Origin of the sequence: Candidatus Sarcina troglodytae (assembly GCF_015708635.1) — a bacterium.
Lineage (GTDB): Bacteria > Bacillota > Clostridia > Clostridiales > Clostridiaceae > Sarcina > Sarcina ventriculi.
The window spans coordinates 890,113-913,562 of the sequence record NZ_CP051754.1; the positions used below are offsets into that span (position 1 = coordinate 890,113).

Consider the following 23,450-nt stretch of genomic DNA (forward strand, 5'->3'; position numbering starts at 1 on the left):
AAATGAATAATTTTACATATAAAGATGTTTATATAGAAGAAGGAAAAAAGGTGTTAGAGGTTAATATACTTCCAGAAAAACATTGTAATTTTGATTGTATATTTTGTCCTATTGGAAGATCTAAAAATAAAGTAGATACACAAAAATCATTTGATGAAATTGACATTTCTTTAGCAGAATTAAATAAGAAAATTGATGAAACAAAGGCGGAATTAGTTTTTATAAATTCAAAAGGTGAAGCTTTTATAAATGATAAAATTTTAGATATTATTGATTTTATAAAAAATAAAGGAGTCTGTGTAAGACTTCTTTCTAATGGATATTTATTAGGAAGAGAGGAGTTTATAAAAATTGCAAATAAATGTGATGAAATTGTTGGAGAGATAAAGGTAATAACAGAGGAGGATTTTCAAAAAATCCAACGACCTATTGATGGGTATACTTTAGAAAAATATATTAACAATATGATTTCTTTTAATAAACAATATAAAGGTAGATTTATATTTGAAGTTACTATTATTAAGGGATATAATGATGATGAAGAATCAGTTAAAAAATTGAAAGAGGTAATTAAACAAATATCTCCTGATAAAATAATTGTTGCAAGAATGGATGATGACATTTTTAAAAAGAAACTTGGAATAAGTGATGAAAAATTTAAAGAAATTTCACAAGAATTATTAAAAAAATAAGAATGAGTAATATCAATTAAATTAATGATTAAAAAAGACTAAGTTAATATATTGCTTAGTCTTTCTTTATTATTATTTTAGAATATTAATATATAATTATTAATAGCATTGTATTTATTCTATAATACTAATTTGTCATTGATATTTTAAAAAAAGGATATAACAAAATTGTTATATCCTTTAAAGTCATTGTTTTTAATTGGTGCCGAAGATGGGAGTCGAACCCATACGATTTGTGGTCGGCGGATTTTGAGTCCGCTGCGTCTGCCATTCCGCCACTTCGGCATTACAAATATATTTTAACATACTTAAATAAATAATGCAAGGAAATATTTATATCAAATTATAAATTTTTTTTGAGAAAAATGATAAATTTTAGACATATAAGATTAAATTATAAAATTTTTTTGAAAATTCAACGAAAAGATGTTGTTACTTTGGTGTTATTTTGTTAGAATATAGAGGTGGGTGTTCAATAAATTACCCACAGGGACTAAAATAGTCCCTGTTTAAAAGAAAATACTGTAGCTACTAAAATAAATTGTGGTTATAATTTATTTTTTAGGGAGGAGAAAACAATATGATGTATTCAAGCGAAGTTCAAGAAATGTGTGTAGTTGCTAAAGGACCAAATCATGGCCCGGCACCAATCCCTGCAGAAGGAAAATGGGTACAAGCTAAAGAAGTTAAAGATATATCAGGCTTAACTCATGGTATAGGATGGTGTGCACCACAACAAGGAGCTTGTAAATTAACTTTAAATGTTAAAGATGGATTAATACAAGAAGCATTAGTTGAAACTATAGGTTGCTCAGGAATGACACACTCAGCTGCAATGGCTTCAGAAATACTACCAGGAAAAACAATATTAGAAGCGTTAAACACAGACTTAGTTTGTGATGCTATAAATACTGCAATGAGGGAATTATTCCTTCAAATAGTTTATGGAAGAACTCAAACTGCTTTCTCAGAAGGTGGACTACCTATAGGAGCAGGTCTTGAAGATTTAGGAAAAGGTCTAAGATCAATGGTTGGTACTATGTACGGAACACTTGAAAAAGGACCTAGATACTTAGAAATGACTGAAGGATATGTTACTGACGTTGCTTTAGATGAAGATAAGCAAATAATCGGATACAAATTCGTAAATATTGGAAAAATGATGGAAAACATCACTAAAGGAATGGATGCTAATGAAGCATTAGAAGCAGCTAAAGGACAATACGGAAGAGTTGCTGACGCTAAAGAATTAATAAATCCAAGACTTAAATAATTAGTTTGTAAAGGAGGAAATTTTATTATGGCATTATTTGAAAGTTATGAAAGAAGAATTGACCAAATCACTCCAGTATTAAATAAATACGGAATGGAAAAAATAGAAGATGCTAAAGAAGTTTGTGCATCTATAGGAATAGATCCTTACAAAATAGTTAAGGAAACTCAACCAATAGCATTTGAAAACGCTGGATGGGCTTACACTTTAGGTGCTGCTATAGCAATAAAGAAAGGTTGCAAAAAGGCTGCTGATGCTGCTGAAGCAATCGGAGAAGGATTACAAGCTTTCTGTATTCCAGGATCAGTTGCAGATGATAGAAAAGTTGGTTTAGGACACGGAAATCTTGGAGCTATGCTTTTAAGAGAAGAAACTAAATGTTTCGCATTCTTAGCAGGACACGAATCTTTCGCTGCTGCTGAAGGAGCTATCAAAATAGCTGAAGCTGCTAACAAAGTAAGAAAAGAACCATTAAGAGTTATATTAAACGGTCTTGGAAAAGATGCTGCATTTATAATCTCAAGAATTAACGGATTCACTTATGTTCAAACTAAATTTGATTACTACACTGGAGAACTTAAAATAGTTAAAGAAACTCCATACTCAAACGGACCAAGAGCTAAGGTTAAATGCTATGGTGCTGATGACGTTAGAGAAGGTGTTGCTATAATGCATCATGAAGGAGTTGACGTATCAATTACTGGTAACTCAACTAACCCAACTAGATTCCAACATCCAGTTGCTGGAACATACAAAAAAGAATGTGTTGAACAAGGTAAGAAATACTTCTCAGTTGCATCAGGTGGTGGTACAGGAAGAACTCTTCACCCAGATAACATGGCTGCAGGTCCAGCTTCTTATGGTATGACAGATACTATGGGAAGAATGCACTCAGATGCACAATTCGCAGGTTCATCATCAGTTCCAGCTCACGTTGAAATGATGGGTCTTATTGGAATGGGTAACAACCCAATGGTAGGAGCTACTGTTGCTGTTGCTGTTGCTGTTGAAGAAGCTTCTAATAAATAATAATTATTGAAAAACATAGAAATTTAAAAATATGTTTTTGTAAAGACTATATACACTGTGTATATAGTCTTTTTTATATTAAATACAAAAAATAAGCAATTTTAAATATTAACTTTATGTTAATAAAATGTTAAATAAATATTAAAATTAATATATTATGTAGATGTATTCAATTGTATATAATATAATTTTAATGGCTTTATTATTTTACATAATTAGGAGGGATAAAAATGGATGGAAAGAAAAAATTTATGATGCGTAGATTGTTTTTTGGAATAATTTTAATAATAATAATTATTATAATAGCATCTTTAATTTATAGTTTTGCACATTCATCAAAAAATTTATCAAAAAATGTTAGCAGTAACACAACAAGCTCAAGTAGTACGACAAACACAAATAGTACAAGCACTACTACTAATGGAAATCAAATAGTTCCAGGAGATAATATAATAGAATCTGCTAAAAGTTATGCAGTTCCTGCAAATGAAGTTGCAGAAATATTGGCAGGTCATTCAAATCTTAAAACAAAAGAAGTATTTTTAACTTTTGATGATGGCCCAAGTAAAAATTCAGAAGAAATATTAAAAATATTAAAAGAAAATGATGTACATGCTACATTTTTCCTTATAGGAAATCAAATAGCTAATAATCCTCAAATGCAACAAGTAGTTAAGGATGAACTTTATCAAGGAAATGCTATAGCAAATCATTCTTATACTCATGATTATAAAATATTATATCCGCATAATGTTTTAAGTGTTTCTAATACAATGAATGAAATAAATGAAACTAATAAGGTTTTACAAAGTGTTTTAGGTGCAAATTTTGATGCAAGAGTTTTAAGGCTTCCAGGTGGTTATATGTCTAGAAGTTATTATAAAGATCCTAACTTAACTGCACTTAATAAGGCTCTTGATGAGGAACATATAACATCTATAGATTGGGATGCTGAAACAGGAGATGCTACAACTAGTGGACAAATGTCAACTCAAGCTTTAGTAGATAATGTTATGGATCATATAAAGAACATGAATCAACCAGTAATAATAATGCATGATTCTTCAACTAAAAAAGATACAGTTGAAGCTCTTCCTTCTCTTATAAAGGATCTTAAAGATGCAGGATATAAATTTATGGTTATTGAAAATGCTCCTACTAGTTCATTTGATAATTTATCATATACAACTACAACAGGTTCAAACCAAGGGCAAGGAACTTTAAATTAATAAAATTTTAGAAATGTAAATAAAATTAAATTTTATTTGATTGAAAATATAAAGGACAAGATATAAATATCTTGTCCTTTATATTTTCATTAGTAAAATCTATATTTAATTTATAGAAATTTTAGCATATAATAATATATTTCAAAGGGGGTATAATAAATAAAAAAGTAAAGGTTAGGAGAGATAGAAAATTTTAGATAATATAAAAAAGTTACGAATGAAATATGACATGTTTATGGGGACTTTAGCTATAATAGTTGTTGTTTTAATTATAAGTGGAATGTTAATATCAATACCAGATAAAATATTAAGAATATTTGAAATAATAGATACAGTAATATGGATTATATTTTGTATAGACTATTTTATAAGATTATTGATAAGCAAAGATAAGATAAAGTTTATAAAAAATAATATTATTGATTTGTTATCAATAATTCCACTTAATTCTCTGTTTAAGACGCTAAGGATAGCGAGATTAGTCAAATTTACGAGAATAATAAATATTTTTAAAGGAACTAGAATGTTAGTTTTAATTAGTAAATTTCAGTATAGAACTAGAGAATTTTTAAGAACAAATAATTTTGCATATGGAGTTTATTTTGTAGCTATTATAATTATTTTAGGCTCTATAGGTATATCGTTAATGGAAGATATTAGTTTTAGCAATGCATTATGGTGGAGTTTTGTAACTGCCACAACGGTTGGGTATGGAGATGTAATTCCTAAAACTTTAGGAGGTAGAATAATAGCTATTTTTTTAATGATAGTAGGGATTGGTTTTGTAGGATTATTAACAGCAACAATAGCAACTTTTTTTCTAACAAATAGTAAAAAGCAAAAAAATACATATAAAAATGATATTATTGATAACATTAAAATTAGATTAGATGATTTTGATTCTATAACAAAGGAAGAATTAAAAGATATGTTTAATGTATTAAAAGTTCTTAAAGATAATGAAGAATAGTAAAACCATCGATATGAAGTTTAATATTGATGGTTTTGTTTTATTGATTGTTTTAAGGTGTTGAAAAAATACATACGCATGATATAATATTAATATAATGCAAAAATTCGTATATAATCGATAATATGGTTCGAAAGTTTCTACCTGCTAACCTTAAATATGCAGACTACAAGAATTGCGTAATATAATTATAGTAAATGTATTAGCATCTCAAATTTTTTGGGATGCTTTTTTAGGTTAAATATCAACGCATATTGTATTAAATTTGATTTTAGTTTAGAAAAAAATTCTAAAATGAAGAAAGAAGGGGACATAATTATGAATTTATTAAAGAGGCGTATTTTACAAGAGGGAATTGCATTAAATCAAAATGTATTAAAGGTAGACTCTTTTCTAAATCATCAAGTAGATCCAAAGCTTATGTATGAAATGGGAAAAGCTTTTAAAGATTGTTTTGGAAATTGTGGTATAACAAAAGTGGTTACAATTGAAAGCTCTGGAATTGCTCCAGCTGTAATGACAGCAATACAGATGAATACACCTATGGTAATTTTAAAAAAGCAAAAATCAAAGATATTAAGTGGAGAGGTATACCAAGAAACAGTTCATTCTTTTACTAAAAATTTAGATTACGAATTAACTTTATCAAAAAAATATATATGTAAAGATGATAAAGTTCTTATAATAGATGACTTTTTAGCTTATGGGGAGGCAGCACTTGGTGCTATATCTGTAATAGAACAAGCAGGAGCAAATGTTTTAGGCATTGGAATTGTAATAGAAAAATCATTTCAACCTGGAAGAAAAATATTAGAAGATAAGGGATACAACATATATTCTTTAGCTAGGATATCCAAGCTTGGGGAAGGGATAATAGAATTTGTAGAAGAATAATTTAAGAAAAGCTAGATTTTAAATTTTTTAATCTAGCTTTCTTAAATTATATACATATGCTTATATATCTTTTAAAATTATTTTTAGAAACTGAGCATTTATCAATTATTTTAAATCCAACATTTTCAATAATTGTATCCATATTTTCAAAAGTTATTATCACTAATCTTTTAGTAGTTATTCTTCTAGCTGTTTTTATAATATTTATTTGTTCTTCTCTTGTTATAGGTGAGAACAATCCATATGGAATATCTAAGATGCAAACGTCAAATGTTTCTTTTATATCATGCATGTTAAAGTTCCTAATTATATCTCTTTTATATCCAAAGAATTCTATATTATCTCTAGCATTTTTTGCAATGGGTTTGCTAAGTTCAAATCCTTTAACATTAAATCCTAAATCAAGTGCTTCTATAACTACTGTTCCAACTCCACAGCAGGGATCTACTAGGTTTAAATCAAAATCATTTTTCATTGCAATATTAACTAAAGCACGAGAGGTTTTTAGGTTAAGAGCATTTGAGTAAGAATTTGGTTTTTTATCATGGTTGTGCCATAAATAATTGTTTTTCTCGTATATTCCAAATATCCAAGTGTCATGAACTTTTGATATTCCTAAAGTTATTTTAGGGTTGTGTATGTTTGGAAAACCAGTAATTACAAAACCAATATCATGTACGCTTTTTAAACGTTCATTATAGGAAACATCTAAATCTTCTGATTTTATATAGCAAACTTTAAAATCATCAAAGGATAGATTAGCAGATTTGATTTTTTCTATAATAGTGTTAAGAGATTTTTCTTTATATATTATAGATATGCAATGTTTTATAAATGGACTTCTTGACGGGTTTATGTATTTATCTGAAAAGATATATTTATTTTCATCTAATAATATTTGAGATAATAAAGAGTTTATTTCCATTACACAAAGGTCTTTTTCATTTTTATTGTAATTAACAATATAAAAATAATCAGTGAAATCAATATTTTTTAAATTTTTATTCATCAGTGTCTCCTTAAAATACGTAAAATATATAATATTATAGCATAAATTTTAAAGATGTTTGTTAAGCCACTTTGTTTTATTAACGGGTAGATATTAAAAACATAAAAATATAATATATTTAACAAATTTAAATAATAATGAATATAATACCTATGTATATAATATATATAGGAGATATTCTCATGACAAGTGCAGAATTAAAAAAACAATCAAAATCATTACTTAGCAAAAGATGGGGGAATGCTACAGTTGCAACATTTTTATTTTTAGGGTTAATACAAATAGTAGCATATATTTTATCTATAGCTTTAATTGAATCACCAGTAGCTAGCGGAATAATAACTTTTGTATTATCAATAGCTTCTATTTATCTTGTTTTATGCTTTGTTAATTATTGTAAAAAAATAAAAAATACAAAAACTAATGTTAAATTTTCTGAATGTTTTGTAGGGTTAAAACCATTTTTGAAATATTTACTTATTACTATTATCTTAGGAATAATAGCAATAATAATAGTAACTTCAGCATCTAGTCTTATATTAGTATCATTGTTTACATCAAAGACCGTTGTTATATTAACATCAGTAATTTTAATAGCGTTAGTTTTAGTATTAGTAGCAATGGAGATATTATTTTTCCCATTGACATATGTTGTGGTATTAAATCCAGAATATACGTTTGTACAACTTATTAAAACATCTGTGAAAATAGGATGGAGAAATTCAGGAGAAATATTATATATTATATTAAGTTTTATAGGCTGGAATATTTTATCAATAATAACTTGTGGAATAGGATATCTTTGGACAATGCCATATATGGAATTAACTTATATTAGTTTTGTAGAAGAAAAAATAAAAGAACTTAAATAATTAATTATAAACTAAAAAGACTTATATTATTTTTAATAATATAAGTCTTTTTATATATATAAATTCTTTAAATCATAAATTTTAAAATTTATACAAATATTTTAGTTGACTAAATTACTTATATTTAATAGTTAAAAAAATTAAAGAAAAAAGTAATATTATATTTCCTGTACAAAGTAACAAAAGATTATTAGAATTTAAAAAAATAATACTTAAAATAAACATTACAAGTCCTATTAAAAGAAATGAAATGCTTAAAGAATGTTTATTAGATACTTTATCATATTTAAGTGAATTTGATTTATTACTTGATGTAATTTCATATGATAGGTATAAAAAAGCAAAAGATAATATTAAATTACAAATAAATATATAAATCATAATATCACCACGTAATTATTAATATACTATATAATAAGCATCTTAACTTATAATGGTTAATATAATAAAATTATATTATACCTAATAAAATTATCGTTTTGTATATGTTAGTTCAACAACACCATCTAAAGGTCTAAGATTTTTAAGTTTTAGTTTAGTTTCGGGTACTCCTGTTTTAAATAATGGAATACCATCACCAAGAATTGTTGGTATTACTGATATTATATATTCATCTATTAAATTTTCTTTTAAGAGTTCTTCAATAATTTCAGCACCACCAATAATCCAGATATTTTTTCCTTTTTGTTGTTTTAATGTAGAAACTAACGCACATAAATCACCTTTAACAAATTTTACATTAGAATCTTCATCAAGGTTTCTTGTAGTTGCAACAAAACATTGCATTCCATCGTAAATCCACATATTAGGGCTAAGTTCATGGATTATTTGTTCATAAGTTTTGCTCCCCATAACTATTGTATCTACAGTTTTGCAAAATGCAGAATATCCATTGTCAATATTGGGGTCACTTCCATCGCCAGATAACCAGTCTATAGAACCATCTTTCCTTGCTATGTAACCATCTAAACTAGCTGTTATGTATAAAATTACTTTTCTATTCATTCAATTTGTGGCATAGAAATCATGAAAAATCATGATAAGAAACCACTGCACCATCCTTTCTAAATAAGTTATGTAAATCTTATATTATTCTAACATAAAATAGTAAAAATATCTTTATAAAATTATAATGCATATATTTTATTAATAAAAACATACATATTATTATATGTTTGATATTTTCTTAGTTATAATAAAGGTAAATATTAAGTAATATTTAATTATATAAATTATTTAATTTAGGAAGATAAAATTTAGTGATGTTAGAGGTATTTGATTTAATAAATCTAAAATATATATATATAGTAATAACTTTAGTGATAATAGGTGTAATATGTGTTTTTAAAGAATTTAAAGTAGGAATTATGGCATCTATAACTGGAATTATAATAATAAGTGGAGTTTGGGGAAGTTTAAAATTAGTTGAATATTTAAAAAGTTCTATGGAAAGAGAAGGGATTAATTATAGCATGCTTATAGAAAATATTAAAGCAGTTTTCATGGCGATTGGGATTTTTGTTATAATAACATTTATCTATTGTATTATAATGTTTTTTAAAAATAGTAATAGAAAAAGAATAAATAAAAAGAGACGAAAGAGGAGATATTTTTAAATGAAAAAAGTTACATAAAATCATAAATTTAATGTAACTTTAATTAAAAGATTATTGTTTATTATTCAATCTATTTATCATAATTTCTTTAGCTTTAAGTTCAAAAGAGTCATCTAAAGATGTTAAAGCTATTTCCTCAGAATATTTTTTGTCTAAAGCTAATTTTAAAAGTCTATCTGCAAGTTCTGGATTTTTTGAAAGTAGAGAACCATGGAAGTATGTGCAAAAAGTATTTTTATAAACACATCCTTCATAACCTGATTGACCATTATTTCCATATCCATGAACACACTTTCCAAGAGGAGTTAAATTTCCTATATGTGTTCTACCAGAATGATTTTCAAAGCCTACATAAGTTTCATTAAACTTTTCGTTAAATATTACAGTATTTCCTATAAATCTAGTATCACCAGCTTCAGTATATATGTCTAGAATATTTAAGCCTGGTAATTTTTCACCAGAAGATGTTGTATAATATTTTCCAAGCAATTGATAACCACCACAAATAGCTAATAAAACTCCGTTATTTTCAACATATTCTTTTAATGATTCTTGTTTATTAGCTATTAAATCATCAGAAACTATTTCTTGTTCATAATCTTGGCCGCCACCAAAAAATACAATATCATACTCGTTTGGAATAAATGGATCTTTTAATGAAACGTTTATTATATTAACCTTTATTCCACGAAGTTCAGCTCTATGTTTTAGCACTAAAATATTACCCATATCACCATATACATTCAATAAATCTGGGTAAAGATGACATATGTTAAGTTCCATATCAATTCTCCTTTAAAACTTAATTACCAAAGTTTCTTTATATAACCTTTTGTATTAAGATATTTTCTAAAATTAATCATGGCTGTATAAGTAGCAAGAACATAAATTTTATTTTCTTTGGCATTTTCTATAGAATTTGTTAGTTCTTCAAATGTATCATTTACTATAAATGTAGACGGATTAAGTCCACAAACCTTTAGTCTAACTGCCATATCGTAAGCTCTCATACCTGATATAAATACTTCTCGTATGTTAAGGTTATGTAACTTTTCAAAGTCTACATCCCATATCCAAGAAACATCTTTTCCATCAGCATAATTGTCGTTTAGTAAAAATGCAGCAGAGAAGCTTTCATTTTTATTTAAAATAAGAGTATCTAAAGCTTGATTATATCCAGCTGGATTTTTAACAAGAATTATTTTTACGTCTTTTCCATTTATATTTATAGTTTCTTGTCTACCAAAACTAGATGTTTGAGTTAAGAATGATGCTTCAATGACTTCATCTTTAATATTTAACTCTTTTGCAATAGAATAAGCGCAAAGAGCATTATATATGTTATATATTCCAGGTTGAGTTATAGAAAATATACTATCGTTAAACTTAACTTTAGAACCATTAGCATTAAGATCTATTATTTCATCCATAGAATAGGTTAACTTTTCTCTTTTAAAGCCGCAATTAGGACAATAAAAATCACCTAAATGATTATAAGTTATAAAATTATATGAGTAAGGATGTTTACATATTTTACAAAACTTAGCATCTGAATTCATGTCAACAGTTGTACTCTTGTTTGGGCTAACATTGAAACCATAGTAAATTGCTGGATTTTTTATATCTAAACGTCCAAGAAGCGATTCATCTCCGTTTAATATAAGTTTGGTAGTTGGAACATTAACAACTCCCTCTAAAATTTTATTTAAAGTTGTATAAACTTCACCATATCTATCTAGTTGGTCTCTAAATAAATTAGTTATAGTTATGCTCTCAGGTGTTATATGCTTTGTGATAAATTTGACATTAGCTTCATCAACTTCAATTACAGCATATCTTTCTTTTTTATTAAAAAAGCTGTAATTTTCAACAAATGTACTAACTATACCAGGTAACATATTAGCTCCTGTTGCATTTGTAATAACGTCAAATCCATTTTCTTTTAATACATTATATACCATTGACGTTGTAGTAGTTTTTCCATTAGTTCCTGTTATTAAAATGACTTTATAATTATTTGCTACTATTTTTAATATATTTTTGTCAAATTTTAATGCAACCTTACCTGGAAAATTTGTTCCGCCTTTTAAAAGATTTTTAGATAAATATTTGGTTATTTTAGAAGAAATAATGCTAAGAAATGATTTTATATATATTTTAAACACCACCTTATTATCTATATCATTAACAATATATTCCTTATTTTTATCATGCCATTATGTGGGGAAAATTAATCCTTAAATAACCATTATAGCACAGCAAAAGTATAGCATAGAAAGTAAGTAAAATCAAATGCTATAGAATTGTTAATAAGCTATTATAAATGTTAAATTTTATAAATATTTATTTGTAATAATTAAGTTTAAAAGAACATAATACTTTTAATATAGAAATAAATTTTTATTTTAAAAGATAAAGGTGGAGTTATTCTAATAAATATAATGACATGAATAAATTTGAAATACTATATGTATTTTTAGAAAGCATAAAATTAATTCTAACTAAAATAAGGAGGAGTTATGTTGACAAATAAAGTTAAAAAAATAGCGTTATTAACAGGTGGTGGAGATTGCTCAGGATTAAATGCAGTTATAAATGCAGTAACTAAAACAGCTATTTTAAAATATAATTATAAAGTTATAGGATATAAATTTGGATATAGAGGTCTTTATAAAAATGATTTTGTCGATTTAACTTTAGAATCAGTATCAGGAATACAACATAAGGGTGGGACTATTCTTTATAGCTCTAACAAAGATAATTTGTTTGATTATCTTATAGAAGAAAATGGAGAAATAATAAGAAAAGATGTTTCTGATATCGCAATAGCTAATTTAAAAAAAGAAGGTGTTGATGCTTTAGTTATAATAGGAGGAGATGGAACACTAACATCAGCTAGAGATTTTGCTAGAAAAGGAATAAATGTTGTAGGTGTTCCAAAAACAATAGATAATGATCTTTTTGCAACAGATATAACCTTTGGCTTTAATAGTGCTGTATCTATTGCTACAGAAGCTTTAGATAGACTTCACACAACTGCAGAATCTCATCATAGAGTTATGATTTTAGAGGTAATGGGAAGGAATTCTGGGTGGATTGCGTTAGAAGCAGGAATTGCAGGTTCAGCGGATGTTATATTAATCCCAGAAATTTCATATGATATAAATAAAATTGTTAATAAAATTAGAGAAAGAGATGAAAGGGGTAAGCCATTTACTATAATAGTAGTAGCAGAGGGAGCAAAACCTAAAGATGGAGAAGTTGTTATATCAAAGATAGTACCAGATAGCCCAGACCCTATAAGACTTGGTGGAATTGGAAATAAATTAGCAGAAGATTTAGAAAAGCTTATAAAAAATCATGAGATTAGAAGTACTGTTTTAGGACATGTACAACGAGGGGGAATTACATCTACTTATGATAGGATTCTTTCTGCAAGGTATGGAAGTAAGGCAGTCGAACTTATAGAAAAAAATTTATATGGTAATATGGTTTGCTTAAAAGGAAATGAAATATCTTATGAAAGCCTTGAGAATGTTATAGGAAAAATTAAAGGTGTAAATCCAAGTGGTGAATTGGTGGAAGTTGCAAAAAACATTGGAATATGTCTAGGTGATTAAAAAAGTATGATTTTGTTGAAAAATGTTAGGGGTTTTGTATTTAACGATACAGACCCTTTATAAAAATAAGAAATATACTGATTAATGTTAGAATATAAAAAGAAAAAGGTTGGTGAATGTTTGTGAAAGAAGTAGAAAAATATTTAAAATCTAGGACAGGAAAGTATGGATTTTTCTTTGAGGATTTATATAGTGGTTATTCTTATGGATATAATGAAAACGTTAAATTAATTTCGGCTGGATGTATGAAATTACCAATAGCAGTAGCTCTTATGAAATGTGAAGAAGAGGGAAATATAGATTATTTACAAAAAATAAGGGTAAATAGTAGTGATAAAGTTTATGGAACTGGAATTATACATGAATTTGGCGAAAAAGAGTATACAGTTTTTGAACTTTTGGTGGCTATGCTAATTCAAAGTGATAATACAGCTGCAAATAAGATAATTGATATGGTGTCTATGGACAAGATAAATGAAACTATAAAGGAATTAGGAATGATTAATACTAAATTAAATAGAAAAACTGCAGATGAAAGAAATTACATTTCGGGTATAGAGAATTATACGTCTGCAAAAGATTTATGTATATTGTGGAAAAACTTATATAATAAAACTTATTTAAATGAAAATAACTCTCAAATGTTAATAGATATTCTAGCAAGGCAGCAAATAAAAAATAAATTAGCTTTATATATTACAGATGATTATAAGTATGAAATATCTAGTAAAACTGGGGATAAAAAAGGTGTAGAAAATGATACTGCTTTAATACACACAAATAAAGGGGATTTTACATTTACAGTAATGTCATCTGATATTCCTAATTCGGTTTACGGAACTATAACATTAGCTAAAACAGGAAAAATGATTTGGGATAATATAATGAATAAGTGGAGTTGAATTAGATAATATGATAAAAACATGTTAAAATCATTTTGGAAGCTAACTAAAAGGAGAAAATGAGATGAAATACAAAGGAAAATTAAAAAAAAGAACAAAAATAATCATTAGTATTATAGTTGTTATTTGTATTGTTATGGGATTTGGATATTTTTATGTGAGATATGAAGAAAGCAAAATAAGTGCTTTAACCCTATGTAAGGAGCAAATAGATACAGATAGTACTATTTTAAATGAATTTATGACGTCTGTTAATAATAATAATGAAGAGGCATATAGTACTTTAACAACTAATGAAATGAATTTAAATAATACATTTAAAAATATTGTTGAAGGTTGTAAAGATAATTTTGGAGAATTTAAATCGGCAACTTATGAAAAGGCAATAAGGTCTGGTGATTATGAAGTATTATTATTTAATTCGGATTTTACTAACAAGAGTAATGTTAAAATAATGTTATCTTTAAATACTGATGGAAAGATTTCGGGCGTAAATTTTAAATAGAAATGTATTTGTTAAAAATAAAACTTGCTTAGATTAGTGAAAACTATGTTTTATACCATATATGATGTTAAATGAGTTATATATGGTTTTTTTATTTCTTGTTTTAAAAATATTTTAAGGAAAATAATTCATATATTTTTCCCTAATATTGCAAAGGAAAAAAATGAGTATTAAAATAATATTAATTTGTGCAATAAATGTTAAATTTAATATGTGGAATTAGGAGGTATATTATGGATTATAAATTGTCTAAAATTCAATCAGATGAGCTTTTTTTTAAACTTAAAAAAGATTATTTGATTCTCGCGCCAAAAGTTTTTAAAGGTGAGGGAAGATATAGTGATTTAGATAGTATAAGATATGGGGAAGTAAGTTCTTTTGAGGAAATTGAATTTGAAAGGAAATCTCATTATTCAGTAAAAGAGGTATTGTTACCTATAAATCATATAACTGAAGTTAAATATAATGGACAGTCTATGAAAATTAACAATGATAGTAAAAAAAGATTAATAGTTCTTCGTTCATGTGATATTCATGCATTAAAGAGAATAGATAATAAATTTTTGAATGATGAGTATTATAGGGCAAGACGTGAAAATATAAAATTTATGGTTATGGAATGTTCAAAATCTTTTGACACATGTTTTTGTGTAACTATGGGAACAAATCAGACAGAAGATTATTCTTTAGGAATAAGATTTTTAGATGATGGAATTTTAATAAAAAATAAGGATGATGATTTTAATAAGTATTTTGATGATGATATCCCAAAATATAAATTTGATATGAATTTTGTAAAGGAAAATGAAACAAATGTAAATATTCCAGATATAAAAGAATGGGATAGAGAAACTTTATTGAAAGCGAAATCATTAAGCTTATGGGATGAATATAAAAAGCGTTGTATAGGTTGTGGAAGTTGTAATATGAGTTGTCCAACATGTACTTGTTTAACAACTAATGAAATTAAAAATGAAAATACAGGTGTAACTGAAATTAGAAGGATATGGAGTGGATGTCAGCTTGTTAAATCTGCATCTTTTAAAGATGGGAAAAAAATTTCTGATATAGTTCCAAAGAGGATAAGTCAGAGAGTTTTTGATAAATTTTATATGCCAAAATTAAAAACTTCTAATGAACAAATATGTGTTGGGTGTGGGCGTTGCACGGATAATTGTCCAAGGCTTATAAGTTTTTCAACAACTGTAAATAGATTTAGTCAAGAGTTAGATAAAATATATGTAGAAGAGGGATTAAAGTAAAAGAGATAAGAGGTGAATGAAATGAATAAAGATATAAATGTAGATGAATTACGCTCTAATTGTTATCGTCAATCAAAGATACCTGGAGAATTTATGCTTCAGTTAAGAGCACCAGGTGCTGTTATATCTACTAAATGTGTAGACATAGTTAAAGAAATAGCTGAAAAATATGGGGATGGAGAATTACATATAGGACCTAGGCAAACTCTTAATGTGCCTAAGATAAAATATGAAAATATAGATAAGGTAAATGAGTTAGTAGATGAATATATAAAATTAATTGAATTTGGCGAATGTGGTGTAAAAGAACTTAAGGAGAATAAAGGTGGATATCCAGCTATTGGAGTAAGAAATATAACTGCTTGCATGGGTGGAGATAGTTGTGTAAAAGCTAATATTAAAACTGCAGGGCTTGCTAAAAAAATAGAAAAAATATTATATCCAAGTGATTACAATATAAAAGTGAATATAACTGGATGTCCAAATGATTGTATAAAGGCATCATTAAGTGATTTTGGGATATTTGGTGTTACTCTTCCACAATATAATTATGAAAGATGCGTTGTTTGTGGTGGGTGTGTTAGAGCTTGTGAGAAGCAATCAACAGGTGCTTTAAAAGAAGTGAATGGAAGAATTGAAATTAGCAGAGACTTATGTATAGGTTGCGGGGCATGTACAGATGTATGTCCAACAAGGGCATTTACAAGATTTAAGAAACCTTTATATAGAGTTTCGATTGGAGGAAGGACAAGTAAAAAAGATCCAAGACTTGGAAAAATATTTTTAGAATATGTAGATGAAGAAGCTTTATTGGCAATGTTTAATAATTGGAAAATATTTTCAAGAAAAGTGTTGGGAGATACACCGATTTACCTTCATGGTGGACATTTGATGGATAGAGCGGGTTATAAAATGTTTAAAGAATTAATGCTTAAAGATGTTCCTTTAAATAAAGAGGCGAAAGTTGCAGAAAGATTGAACTGGGCTCCACAAGAATATAAAGCCAATATTAATGTTAAGCATGTATAAAGTAAATGTCTAAATAGGAGGAGTGTTATGTTAAAGATAATTATAAATGGAAAAAGAATTAATGTTAGCGAAAACAAAACAATCTTAGAAGTTGCGAAAAAAAATAACATAGATATTGCTACATTATGTTATTTAAAAGAATGTGGACATGGTGATGTTTGTGGAGTATGTTTAGTAGAGGTTGAGGGCGAAAGTGAACTAGTTAGAGCTTGTTCTACTAAAGTTAAGGATGGAATGGTTATAAAAACTAAAAGTGAAAGGGTTCAAAAAAAAGTAAGACAAAGAGTTTCAGAACTTTTAGACGAACATAATTATGATTGTGGACATTGTAAAAGACTTGGAAACTGTGAATTTTTTGAACTTGTAATAAGAGTTGGTGCTAAAAAGCATAAAAAAACTAATGTTATAAATGCTGTAGATTTAAGAAGTAAGTCTATAATTTATGATAAGTCAAAATGCTTAAGGTGTGGTAGATGTATAGAAGAATGCAAAAAAATGTCTGGAACAGAAACTATTAAGTTTAGGGAAATAGACGGAGAACTATTTGTAGGAGCTGTAGGATTAAAATGTTTTGATGATACAGGATGTATATTGTGTGGACAATGCGTGTCTGTTTGTCCTGTTGATGCTTTGTCAGAAAAGTCTCATTTAGAAAGAGTTAAGGATGCTTTAAACGATAAGAACAAACATGTTTTGGTTGCTATGGCTCCATCTGTTAGAACAGCATTGGGTGAACTTTTGGGTGAAAAAATTGGAACAGATGTTACAGGAAAGGCTTATACAGCTTTAAGAATGCTTGGATTTGATAAAATATTTGATACTAATTTTGGAGCTGATATGACAATTATGGAAGAGGGAACAGAACTATTAGAAAGAATAAAAAACAATGGTCCATTTCCTATGTTTACATCATGTTGCCCGGGTTGGATAAGGCTTGTAGAGAATTATTATCCAGAGTTTTTAGATAATATATCTTCTGCTAAATCTCCAAATCAAATGTTTGGTGCGGCGTCTAAGACTTATTATCCTTTTATATCAAAAATAAGCCCTAAAGATGTATTTACTGTGTCAATAATGCCTTGCGTTGCTAAAAAATATGAAATTGATAGACCAGAAATGGTAAATAGGGAAGAAAAAAATATAGATGCATCTTTAACAACTAGAGAACTTGTAAATCTTATAAAAGAAAATCAAATAGACTTTAAGAACTTGAGTAATGGAGAAGTAGATTTGGCCATGGGAGATTATACTGGTGCTGGAACAATATTTGGAGCTACAGGTGGAGTTATGGAAGCTGCTTTAAGGACTGCTAAAGATTTAGCAGATGGTGTATCTTTAGAAAATGTTGAATACAAAGAAGTTAGAGGTTTAGAAGGAATAAAAGAAGCTACAGTAGAACTTGGAGGAAGAGAATATAATATAGCTGTAATAAATGGTGCAGCAAACTTTTTTAAATTTATGAATGAAGGGATTATAAATTCAAAACAATATCACTTTATAGAAGTTATGGCGTGTGTTGGTGGTTGTGTAAATGGTGGTGGACAACCTCAAGTATCTTCAAAGATAAGAGATGAAATAAACTTTAGAAAACTTAGAGCATCCGTGTTATATAATCAAGATGCTAATCTTCTCCCTTATAGAAAATCTCATAAGAATAAATCGCTTATAAAAATGTATGAAGATTATATAGGGAAGGTAGGGGGAGAAATCGCCCATGAACTTTTCCATGTATCATATAAAAACAATGATTAAATTACGTATTTTATTTTAGTTAAGAAAGTAGGTTTTAATTTTGGATGGTATAATTGTAAGAAGAAATGGGGAAGAAAAGTTTATAGCTAAAGGAAGAGTTAGACCATTTCAACTTAGGCTAGACCCATTTTTAAAGGTTTCTTTTGAAAGAAGAAAAATAGGGAAAAAGATGGTTAAGTGTAAGGTATATAAAAATAGATTTAGAATTTTTAAGAATGAATATATTACAAGTAAGGATGGGGAATATATACAAATACCTAAAAATTATATGGAACTAAAGCCAACTATTTTATCAGAAGCATTATTATATTTATATGTTTTAATACTAGTTGTTATAATAAGTATGGCATATACTTTATTAACACATAGTGGAGAAAATATAATAGTTGTTCTTATAAGTATGATAATTGGATTTCAGATTTTTGGGAGAATGAAAATAGAATATTATAAAGCAAAAAATTAATTGATGTAAGACTATAAAGTTTAAAAGATAAACGATATAGTCTTATTTTTAAGTTAAATATAGATTTCTTCTGTATTCTAAAGGTGTTTTATCATCATTAAGTTTTTTAAAAGCCATGGTAAAATAGCTTTGATTATTAAAGCCAACTTCAACCGCTATATCAAGAAGAGATAATTCTGTATTTTTGAGTAAAACTTTACTTTTTTCAATTCTTAAATTATTTAAAAATTGACTAAATGTCATATTTGTTTCTTTTTTAAATATATTGCAAAAATAACACTTGTTAAGTCCAAGATGCTTTGCAATTGATGTTAAAGTTATGTTTTGTTTATAAGATTTATGCATGTATTCGATAGCACGTCTAGTTGGAAGACTTAAACAGTGATTCTTTTTCAAAGTATTATCTTCAATAATCATATCTAGTATTTTGCAAATATAATGAATTGATAGTTCACTTCTAAAAGCTAAATCATTATAACAAGTGTCAATTGTACTATAATTAGAATATTTAAATGGACCTATTAAAAAATAATATAAAGAATTATTTAACAGTTTGCTTTTAAATGCAATCTTTTCCTCAGAATTTAATTGTAATGTTGAGAATTCTAAAGAATCACCTTTTAAGGAGTTTATGTTTTTAGTTAAGTTTTTAAATTCACATGATAATAAAAATTCATTGCATACTCCAATAGATTTAACGAATTCTTTATTAGAATTTAAAGCTACTATAGGTATTTTAGTAATTGAAGAAAAAGTATCTAAAGATTTATATAAAATATTTTCAAAATTATTAGTCATAAAATAAATCCTTTCATCAATAATTGATAATAATAATTATTATCAATTATATTAAAACACAAAATTAATAATAAATAAAGATATTTTAACAGTAAACTAAAATATTTATAATAAATGATATAATTAATATATAAATATTATTTTTAGAGAGGAAAAAGACATGAATTTTTTTGAACTTGTTAATAAAAGGCAAAGTGATAGAGGTTATATAGATAAATCAGTAAGTAGGGATGATATAAAAAAAATAATAGAATGTGCAAGAGTTGCACCATCTGCGTGTAATTCGCAACCATGGACTTTTGTTGTAGTTGATGATAAAGATATCTGTGAAAAGATTGCTAAAAGTGTATACAATCCATTAATTGGAATAAATAAGTTTGCTTTGACAGCTCCTGTGTTTATAGCAATTGTTGCAGAAAAAAGAAATTTAACATCAGGTATTGGAGGGATTGTTAAAGGGGTTGATTATACATCAATTGATATAGGTATTGCTTCTGAACATATTTGTCTAGCAGCAACAGAACTTGGCCTTGGAACATGTATGATGGGTTGGTTTAAGGAAAAACATATAAAGGAAGCTTTAAATATACCTAAGGGTAAAGAAATAAAGTTGGTAATTTCTTTAGGGTATGTACAAAATGAAAAAAACAGAAAAAAAGTAAGAAAAAACATTAATGAGATTTTAAAATTTAATAGTTATTAGATTTTAAAATTAATAAATCTTGTTATTCATTATATTTATATAATGAATAACATTAATAATATAAAGCTCAAATAAATGTGCAAATAAAATATACATTTTTCTATTTTCGTAACAATTGGTACGGAACTTTAAATAAAATTAAGATAACATAGTATATGTAATCAGTAGTAAAAATTAATTGCACAGCAATAGATAATAAATTTATAAAAATGCGAAAGGAGATATTAAGCTATGAATGCGATAGAAATAATGAATGATGAACATAAAAATATTACACGTATGCTTAAGGTTGTAAGGGCATGTTGCTATGAGGTTTTAAAAGGTGAAAAAATAAATTATGATGATTTTTACAAAATAGTAAAATTTATAACTGAATATGCTGATAAGCATCATCATAAAAAAGAAGAAGTTACTCTTTTTAATAAAATGGTAGAGCATTTAGGAACAGTTGCACAGAAGCTTGTTCAAAACGGTATGTTAGTAGAACATGATTTAGGAAGATTACATATAACACAATTGAAAGAAGCATTAGAGAATGTTAAAAATGGTGATGAAGAAGCAAAATTAGATGTATTAGCAAATGCAATTTCTTATACACATCTTTTAGAAAGGCATATAGATAAAGAAAATAATGTGGTTTATAAATATGCAGAAAGAGAATTAGACAAGAGTGTATTAGATTTGATAAATAAAGAATGTATAGACTTTGAAGAAAAAAATAAAGATGTAAAAGAAAAATATATATCATTATTAGAAGAGTTAGAAAAAAAGTATAAATAATAAAGGATTTAAGTAAGGAGTGTAAAAATTATGATAAATAAAGATATGATAATAGGGGAAATTATAGAAAACAATTCTAAAGCAGTAGATTTTTTAATGGGACTTGGTATGGGATGTTTAGGATGTCCATCAGCAAGAGTAGAGTCATTAGAACAAGCATGTAGTGTTCATGGATTAAATGTAGAAGAGGTATTAGAAAAATTAAATAATTTATAAACAAAATATTAATACTTTATAGTGTTGTAAAATTTAAAATATTACATTAGCGATAACGTTGTTAGATTAAGAAGAAATAAAAAAACATTGATAATTTAATTATCAATGTTTTTTTATTTCTAAACAATTTCTTTAAAATCGGTATCTATTTCCCAACATTCTGCTCCTTCTAAACCAGGAATAGTAGATGGGTCAAATATTGGGTCTTTTATGCCTTGTTTTTTTTGTGAGGTATAATCTTTTAAAGCTGCAAAAGCAAATTTGCTCAAAAGAGTTATAGCTATTAAATTTAAAATTGCCATAAATCCCATAAATATGTCTGCAAGAGTCCAAACAATCTCTACACTTGTAACAGAACCGAATAAAATCATTACAATTACTAAAATTCTATATATGTTTAAAAATGATTTGTTATCTTTTATAAACTCTATATTGGATTGTCCATAATAAAAATTACCTACTATGGAACTAAAAGCAAATAAAAGAATGCAAAGTGCTATAAAATAAGTTCCAAATATACCTAAGTGAGAAGCTAGAGCATTTTGTGTAAGCTCAATTCCAGTTAGATTGCTATTTGCATAAGAACCAGATAGAAGTATTATAAATGCTGTACAGGAACAAATCACTAAAGTATCTGTGAAAACTCCTAAAGTTTGTATTAAACCTTGTTTAGCTGGATGAGAGACATCAGCTGTAGCTGCAGCATTTGGAGCACTACCCATACCGGCTTCATTTGAAAATAGTCCTCTTTTTACTCCATATAAAACAGTTGCACCAAAACCTCCTGCTGTTACTTGCTTAAATCCAAAAGCATTTTCAAAGATAAGTTTAAAGACAGATGGAAGTTGAGAAATATTAGTAAGTATAACCCAAAATGCAACTAATATATAAGCTGTTGCAAGTATTGGAACTATAATTTCAGAAACTTTTGCTATCCTTTTAACTCCACCAAATATAATTAAAGATGTTAAAATTGCTATAATTATTCCAATGAATAATTTATTAAAGCCAAAAGCATTATTAAAAGCTACTGATATTGTATTTGATTGAACTGCATTAAATATAAGCCCAAAACATATTGTTATAAGAATAGCAAAGGCTACGCCAAGCCACCTCTTTTTTAATCCCTTTTCCATATAGTAAGCAGGGCCACCTCTAAAAGAATCTTTATCTTTTACTTTATAAATTTGAGCTAAAGTACTTTCTATAAAGCTAGAGGCAGAACCTATTAAAGCTATAAGCCACATCCAAAATACTGCACCAGGACCTCCAAGGGCAATAGCTATTGCAACACCAGCAATATTACCTGTTCCAACCCTAGAAGCGGTACTTATACAAAAAGCTTGGAAGGATGAAATACTACCTTCTTTTTTATTGCTATTATCTCCTAAAAGTCTAAACATCTCTTTTATATACCGAAATTGAACGAATTTAGTTTTAAAAGAAAAATAAATTCCAACTATAAGTAAAAGTGCTATTAGAATGTATGTCCAAATAAAGTCGTTAACATTTGTAACTATGTTAGTCAATAAATCCATTTTAAACCCTCTCTTCCTTTATAATGAAATTAAAGTTATAACTGACTTAATTGTATTATAAATATCAATAAAATGCAAGTAATAATTATTAAAAATTCATTTAATTATATTAAAAGTTAAAAATATGAAAAAAATATAAATAAAAACATTAAATTTATCTTAAACTAGGCAATAATATTTTAAAATAAAAAATGAATGAAATATAGTCAAAAAAATTATGCAAAATGAAATTTTTCTTTCAAAATCATGATAGCGATTGCTAAAAATTATAATAAATGTTAAAATATAAAACAAAATA

At 26.9% G+C, this 23,450-nt stretch carries 25 protein-coding genes, 1 tRNA gene and 1 riboswitch; of the genes, 19 read left to right on the top strand and 7 right to left on the bottom strand.

Annotated elements, in window-relative coordinates; genetic code table 11:
• The first annotated feature begins 2 nt into the window (after positions 1-2).
• Entirely contained in the window at positions 3-692 is a 690-nt protein-coding gene (locus HH195_RS03890; protein WP_196371650.1) for a radical SAM protein, read from the top strand.
• A gap of 200 nt (positions 693-892) precedes the next feature.
• Here the strand turns inward: HH195_RS03890 and HH195_RS03895 are convergent.
• Positions 893-977 (bottom strand) — tRNA-Leu (locus HH195_RS03895).
• A gap of 295 nt (positions 978-1,272) precedes the next feature.
• On the opposite strand from HH195_RS03895, the gene HH195_RS03900 reads away from it, so the two are divergent.
• From HH195_RS03900 to HH195_RS03920, 5 genes are all read left to right on the top strand, one after another.
• Complete coding sequence (locus HH195_RS03900) at positions 1,273-1,965, top strand: iron-sulfur cluster assembly scaffold protein (protein WP_055257870.1); 693 nt, start codon at positions 1,273-1,275, stop codon at positions 1,963-1,965.
• Between the two features lie 27 nt (positions 1,966-1,992).
• Positions 1,993-2,994 carry a GGGtGRT protein gene (locus HH195_RS03905; protein WP_055257868.1) on the top strand — a complete coding sequence of 334 codons (1,002 nt, stop codon included), beginning with the start codon at positions 1,993-1,995 and terminating at the stop codon, positions 2,992-2,994.
• 230 nt (positions 2,995-3,224) lie between these two features.
• Positions 3,225-4,223: a polysaccharide deacetylase family protein gene (locus HH195_RS03910; RefSeq protein WP_196371651.1), complete on the top strand. Its 999-nt coding sequence runs from the start codon at positions 3,225-3,227 to the stop codon at positions 4,221-4,223.
• A 217-nt stretch (positions 4,224-4,440) separates the two neighbouring features.
• Positions 4,441-5,193 carry a potassium channel family protein gene (locus tag HH195_RS03915; protein WP_196371652.1) on the top strand — a complete coding sequence of 251 codons (753 nt, stop codon included), beginning with the start codon at positions 4,441-4,443 and terminating at the stop codon, positions 5,191-5,193.
• Between the two features lie 87 nt (positions 5,194-5,280).
• A riboswitch (purine riboswitch) is annotated at positions 5,281-5,384 on the top strand.
• Between the two features lie 127 nt (positions 5,385-5,511).
• Positions 5,512-6,087, top strand: a complete 576-nt coding sequence (locus HH195_RS03920) for a xanthine phosphoribosyltransferase (RefSeq protein WP_196371653.1) — start codon at positions 5,512-5,514, stop codon at positions 6,085-6,087.
• Between the two features lie 46 nt (positions 6,088-6,133).
• On the opposite strand, the gene HH195_RS03925 is transcribed toward HH195_RS03920, so the two are convergent.
• Positions 6,134-7,096, bottom strand: a complete 963-nt coding sequence (locus HH195_RS03925) for a TRM11 family SAM-dependent methyltransferase (RefSeq protein ID WP_196371654.1) — start codon at positions 7,094-7,096, stop codon at positions 6,134-6,136.
• Positions 7,097-7,278: 182 nt separating this feature from the next.
• On the opposite strand from HH195_RS03925, the gene HH195_RS03930 reads away from it, so the two are divergent.
• A complete protein-coding gene (locus HH195_RS03930) occupies positions 7,279-7,968 on the top strand; it encodes a DUF975 family protein (protein ID WP_196371655.1) in 690 nt (229 codons plus the stop codon).
• Between the two features lie 250 nt (positions 7,969-8,218).
• On the top strand, positions 8,219-8,344 hold the full coding sequence (locus tag HH195_RS12635; RefSeq protein WP_256437747.1) for a hypothetical protein: 126 nt from the start codon (positions 8,219-8,221) through the stop codon (positions 8,342-8,344).
• 95 nt (positions 8,345-8,439) lie between these two features.
• On the opposite strand, the gene HH195_RS03935 is transcribed toward HH195_RS12635, so the two are convergent.
• Positions 8,440-8,973: a dihydrofolate reductase family protein gene (locus HH195_RS03935; protein ID WP_196371656.1), complete on the bottom strand. Its 534-nt coding sequence runs from the start codon at positions 8,971-8,973 to the stop codon at positions 8,440-8,442.
• A 254-nt stretch (positions 8,974-9,227) separates the two neighbouring features.
• On the opposite strand from HH195_RS03935, the gene HH195_RS03940 reads away from it, so the two are divergent.
• Positions 9,228-9,584, top strand: a complete 357-nt coding sequence (locus HH195_RS03940; RefSeq protein WP_196371657.1) for a hypothetical protein — start codon at positions 9,228-9,230, stop codon at positions 9,582-9,584.
• Between the two features lie 51 nt (positions 9,585-9,635).
• On the opposite strand, the gene HH195_RS03945 is transcribed toward HH195_RS03940, so the two are convergent.
• Complete coding sequence (locus HH195_RS03945) at positions 9,636-10,367, bottom strand: type 1 glutamine amidotransferase (protein WP_196371658.1); 732 nt, start codon at positions 10,365-10,367, stop codon at positions 9,636-9,638.
• A 23-nt stretch (positions 10,368-10,390) separates the two neighbouring features.
• Positions 10,391-11,749 (bottom strand): Mur ligase family protein, encoded by a 1,359-nt coding sequence (locus tag HH195_RS03950; protein WP_196371659.1) that lies wholly within the window; start codon positions 11,747-11,749, stop codon positions 10,391-10,393.
• Between the two features lie 354 nt (positions 11,750-12,103).
• On the opposite strand from HH195_RS03950, the gene HH195_RS03955 reads away from it, so the two are divergent.
• The 7 genes from HH195_RS03955 (at position 12,104) to HH195_RS03985 (ending at position 19,117) form a co-directional block, all read left to right on the top strand.
• On the top strand, positions 12,104-13,204 hold the full coding sequence (locus tag HH195_RS03955) for a 6-phosphofructokinase (RefSeq protein WP_371811678.1): 1,101 nt from the start codon (positions 12,104-12,106) through the stop codon (positions 13,202-13,204).
• Positions 13,205-13,326: 122 nt separating this feature from the next.
• Complete coding sequence (locus HH195_RS03960) at positions 13,327-14,106, top strand: serine hydrolase (protein WP_055257848.1); 780 nt, start codon at positions 13,327-13,329, stop codon at positions 14,104-14,106.
• A gap of 64 nt (positions 14,107-14,170) precedes the next feature.
• Positions 14,171-14,611, top strand: coding sequence for a hypothetical protein (locus HH195_RS03965; RefSeq protein WP_196371660.1), 441 nt, complete (start codon positions 14,171-14,173; stop codon positions 14,609-14,611).
• A 233-nt stretch (positions 14,612-14,844) separates the two neighbouring features.
• Positions 14,845-15,873 (top strand): 4Fe-4S dicluster domain-containing protein, encoded by a 1,029-nt coding sequence (locus HH195_RS03970; RefSeq protein WP_196371661.1) that lies wholly within the window; start codon positions 14,845-14,847, stop codon positions 15,871-15,873.
• A gap of 21 nt (positions 15,874-15,894) precedes the next feature.
• A complete protein-coding gene (gene asrC, locus HH195_RS03975; protein ID WP_196371662.1) occupies positions 15,895-16,902 on the top strand; it encodes a sulfite reductase subunit C in 1,008 nt (335 codons plus the stop codon).
• 27 nt (positions 16,903-16,929) lie between these two features.
• Positions 16,930-18,654, top strand: coding sequence for a ferredoxin hydrogenase (locus tag HH195_RS03980; protein WP_196371663.1), 1,725 nt, complete (start codon positions 16,930-16,932; stop codon positions 18,652-18,654).
• A gap of 40 nt (positions 18,655-18,694) precedes the next feature.
• Positions 18,695-19,117, top strand: a complete 423-nt coding sequence (locus HH195_RS03985) for a hypothetical protein (RefSeq protein ID WP_196371664.1) — start codon at positions 18,695-18,697, stop codon at positions 19,115-19,117.
• 48 nt (positions 19,118-19,165) lie between these two features.
• Here HH195_RS03985 and HH195_RS03990 read toward each other — a convergent pair whose 3' ends face one another.
• Entirely contained in the window at positions 19,166-19,915 is a 750-nt protein-coding gene (locus HH195_RS03990; protein WP_196371665.1) for a helix-turn-helix domain-containing protein, read from the bottom strand.
• Positions 19,916-20,075: 160 nt separating this feature from the next.
• On the opposite strand from HH195_RS03990, the gene HH195_RS03995 reads away from it, so the two are divergent.
• The 3 genes from HH195_RS03995 (at position 20,076) to HH195_RS04005 (ending at position 21,614) form a co-directional block, all read left to right on the top strand.
• Positions 20,076-20,618 carry a nitroreductase family protein gene (locus tag HH195_RS03995; RefSeq protein WP_196371666.1) on the top strand — a complete coding sequence of 181 codons (543 nt, stop codon included), beginning with the start codon at positions 20,076-20,078 and terminating at the stop codon, positions 20,616-20,618.
• A 231-nt stretch (positions 20,619-20,849) separates the two neighbouring features.
• A complete protein-coding gene (locus HH195_RS04000; RefSeq protein ID WP_196371667.1) occupies positions 20,850-21,398 on the top strand; it encodes a hemerythrin domain-containing protein in 549 nt (182 codons plus the stop codon).
• Between the two features lie 30 nt (positions 21,399-21,428).
• A complete protein-coding gene (locus HH195_RS04005) occupies positions 21,429-21,614 on the top strand; it encodes a DUF1858 domain-containing protein (RefSeq protein ID WP_196371668.1) in 186 nt (61 codons plus the stop codon).
• A gap of 119 nt (positions 21,615-21,733) precedes the next feature.
• Here HH195_RS04005 and HH195_RS04010 read toward each other — a convergent pair whose 3' ends face one another.
• Positions 21,734-23,152, bottom strand: coding sequence for an alanine/glycine:cation symporter family protein (locus HH195_RS04010; RefSeq protein WP_196371669.1), 1,419 nt, complete (start codon positions 23,150-23,152; stop codon positions 21,734-21,736).
• Between the last annotated feature and the right edge of the window lie 298 nt (positions 23,153-23,450).